General features: G+C 70.6%; 6 protein-coding genes. 5 read left to right on the plus strand and 1 reads right to left on the minus strand.

Annotated features, from left to right (window positions below):
* Positions 1-99: 99 nt before the first annotated feature.
* Positions 100-1,203, minus strand: coding sequence for a LacI family DNA-binding transcriptional regulator (locus tag PROKR_RS06420; protein ID WP_084800286.1), 1,104 nt, complete (start codon positions 1,201-1,203; stop codon positions 100-102).
* A 182-nt stretch (positions 1,204-1,385) separates the two neighbouring features.
* On the opposite strand from PROKR_RS06420, the gene PROKR_RS06425 reads away from it, so the two are divergent.
* From PROKR_RS06425 to PROKR_RS06445, 5 genes are all read left to right on the plus strand, one after another.
* Positions 1,386-2,675, plus strand: a complete 1,290-nt coding sequence (locus PROKR_RS06425) for an extracellular solute-binding protein (protein WP_142040885.1) — start codon at positions 1,386-1,388, stop codon at positions 2,673-2,675.
* 8 nt (positions 2,676-2,683) lie between these two features.
* The gene (locus tag PROKR_RS06430; RefSeq protein WP_036960888.1) at positions 2,684-3,706 is read left to right on the plus strand and encodes a carbohydrate ABC transporter permease; all 1,023 of its coding nucleotides are present in this window, start codon (positions 2,684-2,686) and stop codon (positions 3,704-3,706) included.
* Positions 3,706-4,581 (plus strand): carbohydrate ABC transporter permease, encoded by an 876-nt coding sequence (locus tag PROKR_RS06435; RefSeq protein ID WP_036960891.1) that lies wholly within the window; start codon positions 3,706-3,708, stop codon positions 4,579-4,581. Before PROKR_RS06430 ends, PROKR_RS06435 begins: the two co-directional genes overlap by 1 nt.
* Positions 4,582-4,659: 78 nt before the next feature.
* Positions 4,660-7,101: a beta-xylosidase/alpha-l-arabinosidase gene (locus PROKR_RS06440; protein WP_036960893.1), complete on the plus strand. Its 2,442-nt coding sequence runs from the start codon at positions 4,660-4,662 to the stop codon at positions 7,099-7,101.
* Positions 7,098-8,081, plus strand: a 984-nt coding sequence (locus tag PROKR_RS06445) for a glycoside hydrolase family 43 protein (RefSeq protein WP_157601941.1), incomplete at its 3' end; no start/stop codon positions are given. The genes PROKR_RS06440 and PROKR_RS06445, both read left to right, overlap by 4 nt.

An 8,081-nucleotide genomic window follows, 5' to 3' on the forward strand; every position in this document is an offset into this window, starting at 1 on the left:
TTCCTCGCCACGTTCTGGGGCGACGGCAGCGCCGACGAGCCGGACCTGGCCCGGCGGTTGGTGGCCCCGGTCCTGCCGGGGCTGCTGGCGGGCTAGGCCCTACACCCCCGGAGGTGCCGTGCTCGAACGTTGAACCAGGCGCGTGGGCAGCCGGGTGTGGTGGCCGGCGGACGGGCCCGACTCCAGCATCGAGATGACCATGCGGAGCGCCTCGGCGCCCATCTCGTGCAGGGACTGCGCCACCGTCGTCAGGGGCGGCGTGCAGCCGGCGGCCTCGGGGACGTCGTCGAACCCGATGACAGAGAGGTCCTCCGGCACGCGCAGGCCCAGCTCCTGGGCCACCTGGATGACGTGGATCGCCGACAGGTCGTTGGCGGCGAAGACGGCCGTGGGGCGGTCGGGGCGTTCGAGCAGGTCGTGCGTGGGCCGGTCGGAGCGGTCGGGGCGGTAGCCGCCCTCCAGCACCAGGCTCGGGTCCGGCGTCAGGCCTGCCGCCCGCATCGCCTCGAAGAAGCCCAGCTCGCGCAGGCGGGCCGACTCCAGGTCGGAGCGTCCGCCCAGGTAGCCGATGCGCGTGTGGCCCAGGCCGATCAGGTGCTCGGTCGCGGTGCGGGCGCCGCCCAGGTTGTCGGAGTCCACGGTGGCCGGTCCGGTGGGCCCGGTGTGCGGGTCGATCGCGACGATGGGCACGCCGTCCTGCTGCGGGAGGGCGAGCGTCGGCGTCACGATGACCACGCCGTCGATCAGCGTGCCGGCGAGGCGGGACAGCGAACGGCGCTCCCAGCCCACGTGGTCCGACCGTCCGGCGTCGCCGCAGTAGGCGAGGAGCTCGTAGCCCGTGCCGGCGATCGCGGCGGAGATGCCCTTGAGGAGCTCGGTGCTGAACGGCTCGAACTCGGCCACGAGCACGCCGATCACGTTGGTCTGCCGGCGGCGCAGGCTGCGCGCGACCAGCGACGACTCGTACCCGAGGTCGGCCACGACCCCGAGCACCCGCTCGGCCGTGGCCGCCGCCACGCCGTACCGGCCGTTGACGACCTTCGACACGGTGGCGACCGAGACTCCGGCGACGCGCGCGACGTCGGTGATGGTGGCGCGGCCGGTCGCGCGCTCGTCGACGGCCGGCTCCGGGAACCCCGGACCGTCCGTCGTGCCGCCACCCGGTCCGGCAGTGGACCCGGGTGAGTCTGTCCCACTGTGCACGGAAGAGACAGTACATCCGGGCAACGCTGTGCGTGTGCCAGGCCCATTCGTTTCGAAATCGATATCGAAACCGTTTGACTAAACCATGACCCGACTGCCAGTCTCCTGATCGACGGACTCCGTGGTCCGTCGAACCGGCAGGCTCCTGCCGACCGTCGATGACGACTACAAGGGGTTCCACAATGATGAGGAAGACGCGGGCCACGGGCATCCTTGCCCTGGGTGCCACCGTTGCCCTGCTGGCCACGGCTTGTTCCGGCGGCGGCAGCGAGGGAGGTTCGGACGGCGAGGTCTCGATGACCTTCTGGCACAACTCCACCACCGGGCCGGGCAAGGCGTACTGGGAAGACACGGTCGCCGCCTTCGAGGAGGCCAACCCCGGTGTGACGATCGACGTCCAGTCCATCCAGAACGAGGACATGGACGGCAAGCTGCAGACCGCCCTCAACTCGGGCGACGCACCGGACATCTTCATGGCGCGCGGCGGCGGCAAGCTCGCCGACGTCGTCGAGGCCGGCCAGATCATGGACCTCACCGACTCGGTGGACGAGGCCACGAAGACCAACGTGGGCGCCGGCTTCGACGCCTTCACCGTGGACGGCAAGATCTACGGCATGCCGACCGCGGTGCTCCCGGGCGGCATCTTCTACAGCCAGGACCTCTTCGACGAGGCCGGCATCACCGAGACGCCCACCACGATCGACGAGCTCGACGACGCGGTGTCGGCCCTCAAGAGCGCCGACATCTCCCCGATCGCCCTGGGCGGCAAGGACGCGTGGCCCGCCGCGCACTGGTACTACTTCTTCGCGCTGCGCGAGTGCTCGCAGGACACCCTGGAGTCGGCCGCCGCGTCCCGCAGCTTCGACGACCCGTGCTGGCTGGCCGCAGGTGAGAAGCTGCAGGCCCTCGCCGAGACCGAGCCGTTCCAGGAGGGCTACCTCACCGCGACGGCCCAGCAGGGTGCCGGCTCGTCGGCCGGTCTCATCGCGAACCACAAGGCCGCCATGGAGCTCATGGGCGCCTGGGACCCGGGCGTCATCGCCGGTCTCACCCCCGACGAGAAGCCGCTCAAGGACCTCAACTGGTTCCCGTTCCCGGCCACCGGTGACGGCGCGGGCGACCCGGCCGCGTTCATGGGCGGCGTCGACGGCTACTCCTGCTTCGTCGAGGCACCGCCGGAGTGCGCCGACTTCCTGAACTTCTTCATGCAGAAGGAGCACCAGGAGGCCTACGCCGAGGCCTTCGTGACGCTGCCCGCCAGCAAGGAGGCGCAGGGTGTCGTGACCGAGCCCGCGCTGCAGTCCATCCTTAAGGCCTACAACGAGGCCCCGTACGTGTCCGTCTGGCTGGACACCCTCTACGGCCAGAACGTGGGCAACGCGCTCAACGCCGGCGTCGTGGAGATGCTGGCCGGCGACGGCACCCCGCAGACCATCGTCGACGCCGTGAACGCCGCGGCCGCAATGGAGTAACGAGCCAGATGACTCAGTCCCTGGGCGAGAACTCAGCAACCCGGACGGCCTCGCCTGAGGGTCCCACGGAGGCCGGGGGTGGCGTGCAGACGTCGTCCCCGGCCCCCCGGCCGCGGCGAGGCAGGCGAACCGACTGGCGCAAGGTGTTCGAGATCACCGTGCTCTCGGCGCCCGCCATCATCGTGTTCCTCGCGTTCGTCATCTTCCCCGTCTTCCTGGCGGCCTACTACGGGTTCTTCAAGTGGAAGGGCTACGGGCCGCCGACGGAGTTCGTCGGGATCGACAACTACCTGACGATCTTCCAGGACACCGCCTTCCACGAGGCGCTCCTGCACAACGGCTACATCGTCGTGCTGTCCCTGATCCTGCAGGGGCCGGCCGCCGTGGCGCTCGCGCTCCTGCTGAACCAGAAGATCCGTGGACGCTCGATCATCCGCGTCCTGATCTTCGTGCCGTACGTGATCTCCGAGGTCATCGTCGGTACCGGCTGGAGCTTGATGCTGCAGAGCGCCGGTGCCGTGAACGACCTGCTGGAGAAGCTGGGCCTCGGGTTCCTGGCCGTCGACTGGCTGTCCGATCCCAAGATCGCGCTCTGGTCGCTGATGATCATCATCAGCTGGAAGTACATCGGCTTCGCCGTGATCCTGTTCCTCGCGGGCCTGCAGAGCATCCCCGAGGAGCTGTCCGAGGCGGCCTCGATCGACGGCGCGTCCTACTGGCAGATCCAGCGGACCATCACGCTGCCGCTGCTCGGCCCGACGCTCCGCATCTGGGCGTTCCTGTCGATCATCGGCTCGCTCCAGCTGTTCGACCTCGTCTACATCATCTGGGGCCAGTACATCTCCGCGACCGCGGGGACGTCGACGATGGCGACCTACATGGTCCTGAACGGGCGCCTGGCCGGGAACTTCGGCTACGGCAACGCCGTCGCCGTCGTGCTGTTCGTCATCTCGCTCGTCATCGCGCTGGTCTACCAGCGGTACGTGCTGCGCCGGGACACCGAGGGCGCACTCACGGAAGGGAAGAAGTGATGGCGACGCTCCTCGTAGCTCCCACGAAGTCCTCGCAGACGCTGCGCCGGGCGCCGAAGGTGGCCTGGGGGAGCCCGATGACGTACGTCATCGCCTTCCTGTTCGTCGGCATCTGCATCGCCCCCGTGCTGTACATCATCGTCGGCGGGTTCCGCACCAACGCGCAGATCACCAACAGCCCGTCGGGCCTGCCCAGCCCGTGGGTGATCGACAACTACGTCAGCGTGCTCGTGAGCGACGTGTTCTGGCGGCAGGTCGCCAACTCGGCGGTGGCCGGCATCCTGACCACCGTCGGCGTGGTGGCGCTCGGGCTCATGGTGAGCTTCGTGCTGGCGCGGTACGACTTCAAGCTCAACGGGGCCATGTACTCGCTGTTCGCGGCCGGCCTCATGTTCCCCATGACGGTCGCGATCACCCCGCTGTACATCCTGATCCGCGACCTGGGCCTCATGAACACCATCGGCGGCATCGTGCTGCCGCAGATCGCGTTCGCACTCCCGACCACGATCATCATCCTGGTGCCGTTCCTGCGTGCCATCCCGAAGGAGATCGAGGAAGCGGCCTCGATCGACGGTGCGAGCCGCATCGGGTTCTTCTTCCGGATGGTCGTGCCGCTGTCCCTGCCCGGCGTCATCACGGTCGGGATCCTGGCGTTCGTCGCGTCGTGGAACTCGTACATGCTGCCGCTGTTCATCCTGAACGACGAGCTGTCGTACACGCTGCCGCTGGGCGTCCAGGCGTTCGCGTCGCAGTACTCGGTCGACACGGCGCGCGTGCTGGCCTTCACGTCGCTGTCGATGATCCCCGCGCTCATCTTCTTCTCGTTGTTCGAGCGCCGCATCGTCGGCGGCCTCACCGGAGCCGTGAAGGGCTGACCAGGCGCGGTCGCGCCGCGCCATCTCCCCGCAGGGACGTACAAGCAGGTCGTACAAGCAGGTCGAGGAAGGAAATTCATGACGGAGCTGCCTGTGGCGCTTCGGGCGATGCCCGAGGTGTCGGAACGCGTGCGTGAGCTGCACGCCCAGATGACGCTCGAGGAGAAGCTGGCCCAGCTCGTCGGGTACTGGCTGGATCAGGGCGGCAACGTCGTGGCCCCGATGCAGGGCGAGATGGCGGGCGGCCAGGGCAGCACCGCGCTCCCCGACATCACCCGGAACGGGCTGGGGCACTACACCCGCGTGTACGGCACGCGGCCGGTCGACCCGGCCGAGCGCGCGGCCTGGCTCTGGGCCGAGCAGCGGCGGCTGAAGCGCGAGACGCGCCTCGGCATCCCCGCGCTCGTCCACGAGGAGTGCCTCACGGGCCTGGCGGCCTGGAAGGCGGCGACGTTCCCGACGCCGCTCGCCTGGGGCGCGTCCTTCGACCCGGAGCTCGTCGAGGAGATGGGCCGCCTCATCGGGGAGTCCATGCGGGAGCTGGGCATCCACCAGGGCCTGGCACCGGTGCTCGACGTCGTCCGCGACCCCCGCTGGGGCCGTGTCGACGAGTGCATCGGCGAGGACCCCTACCTCGTGGGCACGGTCGGCACCTCGTACGTCCGCGGCATGCAGGGCGCGGGTGTGCACGCCACGCTCAAGCACTTCGTGGCCTACTCCGCCTCCAAGGCGGGGCGCAACCACGCCCCGGTGAGCGCCGGCCCGCGCGAGATCGCCGACGTCTTCCTCCCGCCGTTCGAGATGGCCGTGGTCGACGGCAACGTCCGGTCCGTCATGGCGTCGTACAACGACGTCGACGGCGTGCCGATGCACTCCTCCGGCGAGTACCTCACCGAGCTGCTCCGCGAGAAGTGGGGGTTCGACGGCGTCGTGGTCGCCGACTACTTCGGCGTCGCGTTCCTGAGCGTCATGCACGCCATCGCGGCGGACCGGGGTGCGGCCGCCGCGGCGGCCCTGGAGGCCGGCGTCGACGTCGAGCTGCCCTCGGGAGACGCGTATCTCGAACCGCTGGCCGCGCTCGTCAAGGACGGCGAGGTGCCGGTCGAGATCGTCGACCGCGCGGTGCTGCGCGCCCTGGCGCAGAAGGAGGAGCTCGGGCTCCTGGAGCCCGGTGCGTACGAGGACGAGCCGCCCGCGGTGGTCGACCTCGACTCGCCCGCGCACCGCGACGTCGCCCGACGGCTCGCCGAGGAGTCGGTGGTGCTGCTGTCCAACGACGGTGTGCTGCCGCTCGGCGGATGGCACGACAAGCCGGCCCGCGTCGCCGTCATCGGCCCCAACGCCGACCGGCCCGAGGCCCTGATGGGCTGCTACTCGTTCGCCAACCATGTGCTGGCCCACCACCCCGGCGTGCCCAACGGGTTCGAGATCCCGTCCCTCGCGGAGGCCCTGGGCGCCGAGTTCGAGCGCGCCGGCCTGCCCGTGCCCGAGCTCACCCACGCACGCGGCTGCGACGTCGAGGGCGACGACACCTCCGGCTTCGCGGAGGCCGTCGCCGCCGCGGAGGCCGCCGACGTCGCGGTCGTCGTCGTGGGCGACCAGGCCGGCCTGTTCGGCCGCGGCACCGTGGGCGAGGGCAACGACAGCGAGTCGCTCGACCTGCCGGGCGTGCAGCGCGAGCTCGTGGAAGCGGTGCTCGCCACCGGCAAGCCCGTCGTCATGGTGCTGCTCACCGGCCGGCCGTACGCGATCGGCTGGGCCCTCGACGGGACCGGCGAGACGGTCGGCGCCCGGAAGCCGGGCGCCGTGCTCCAGGCGTTCTTCCCCGGTGAGGAGGGCGGGTCGGCGCTCGCGGGCGTGCTCTCCGGCCGGGTGAACCCGTCGGGGCGCCTGCCCGTCTCGCTCCCGCGCTCCGCGGGCGCGCAGCCGTACTCGTACCTGCACCCGATCCTGGGTGGGGCGTCCGAGGTGACCTCGACCGACTCGACGCCGGTGCGGTCCTTCGGGTTCGGTCTCTCGTACACGACGTTCGAGCGCGAGCTCGTGGACGTCGAGCGGTCGGTCGAGGCGGGCGGTACGTTCCGCGCCGTCGTCGCGGTGACGAACTCGGGTCAGGTGGCCGGCTCCGACGTCGTGCAGCTCTACGGGCACGACGTGGTGAGCTCGGTGGCGCGGCCCACCGCGCAGCTGCTCGGCTACCACCGGGTGTACCTGCAGCCGGGAGAGTCGACGACCATCTCGTTCGAGGTGCCGACCACCCGGTTCGCGTTCAGCGACCGCAGGATGGTGCGTGTCGTCGAGCCGGGCGACGTCGAGGTATGGGTGGGCGCGCACGCGGCTGACAACGTTGTCAGAGTGGTCGCCGAGGGCATCGCCGACCTGGACGAGCCGAACGACATGCTGGGTGCGACGTCGCGGACCGGCGCAGTGCCGGTCCGCCGGGTCGTCACCATCACCGGTGACGTGCACGAGGTCACGACCGCGGACCGGCGCTGGGTCGGCACCACGGTGACTCCGTGACGGACGTCAGCAACCCGATCCTGCCGGGCTGCTACCCCGACCCGACGATCTGTCGGGTCGGGGCGGAGTACTACCTCGTCACCTCGACGTTCGAGTACTTCCCCGGCCTACCGGTGTTCCGCAGCCGTGACCTGGTGCACTGGGAGCAGATTGGTCACGCGGTGGACCGGCCGGGGCAGCTCGACATGCAGGGCATCGCATCGTCGGGTGGGCTCTACGCGCCGACCCTGCGGCACCACGACGGGACGTTCTGGCTGGTCTGCACGCTCGTGGACCAGCAGGACAGCTCGCGCGGCGGCAACTTCGTGCTCACCGCGACCGATCCGGCGGGGCCGTGGTCCGACCCGGTGTGGCTGGGCGAGGACGGCATCGACCCGTCCCTGTTCTTCGACGACGACGGCCGGGTCTGGCTGCACGGCACCCGCCTCGCCCGCGAGCCCGAGTGGCACGACCAGACCGAGGTCTGGCTGCGCGAGCTGGACCCCGCCACGATGCGGCTGGCCGGACCGGAGCACGTGCTGTGGCGGGGCGCCGTGCTGGGCGCGGTGTGGGCCGAGGGGCCGCACCTCTACCGGGTGGACGGGACGTACTACCTGCTCGCCGCTGAGGGCGGCACCGAGTTCCACCACGCGATCTCCGTGGCCCGGTCGGACTCGGTGACCGGCCCTTACGTCGGCAACCGGGCCAACCCCGTGCTGACGCACCGCCACCTGGGACGGGACGTGGACGTCGTCGGCGTGGGGCATGCCGACCTCGTGGAGGCGCCCGACGGATCCTGGTGGGCCGTGCTGCTCGGCATGCGCCCGTATGGCGGCTACCACTACAACCTCGGCAGGGAGACGTTCCTGGTGCCGGTGACGTGGGAGGACGGCTGGCCGGTCTTCGCGCCCGGCCAGGGCCGGGTGCCCATGGTGGTGGAGGTGCCGGACGGCGTCCGGGCGGACGGCGGGGCCGCCGGCCCCCGTGCCGTCCGGCCGCCC

It is taken from the genome of Promicromonospora kroppenstedtii DSM 19349 (genome assembly GCF_000515355.1).
Lineage (GTDB): Bacteria > Actinomycetota > Actinomycetes > Actinomycetales > Cellulomonadaceae > Promicromonospora > Promicromonospora kroppenstedtii.

What these genes read in the sequence shown, in the direction of transcription:
- PROKR_RS06435 (WP_036960891.1), top strand. Translation starts at nt 3,706, where the DNA reads ATGGCGACGCTCCTCGTAGCTCCCACGAAGTCCTCGCAGACGCTGCGC.
- PROKR_RS06440 (WP_036960893.1), top strand. Translation starts at nt 4,660, where the DNA reads ATGACGGAGCTGCCTGTGGCGCTTCGGGCGATGCCCGAGGTGTCGGAA.
- PROKR_RS06430 (WP_036960888.1), top strand. Translation starts at nt 2,684, where the DNA reads ATGACTCAGTCCCTGGGCGAGAACTCAGCAACCCGGACGGCCTCGCCT.
- PROKR_RS06425 (WP_142040885.1), top strand. Translation starts at nt 1,386, where the DNA reads ATGATGAGGAAGACGCGGGCCACGGGCATCCTTGCCCTGGGTGCCACC.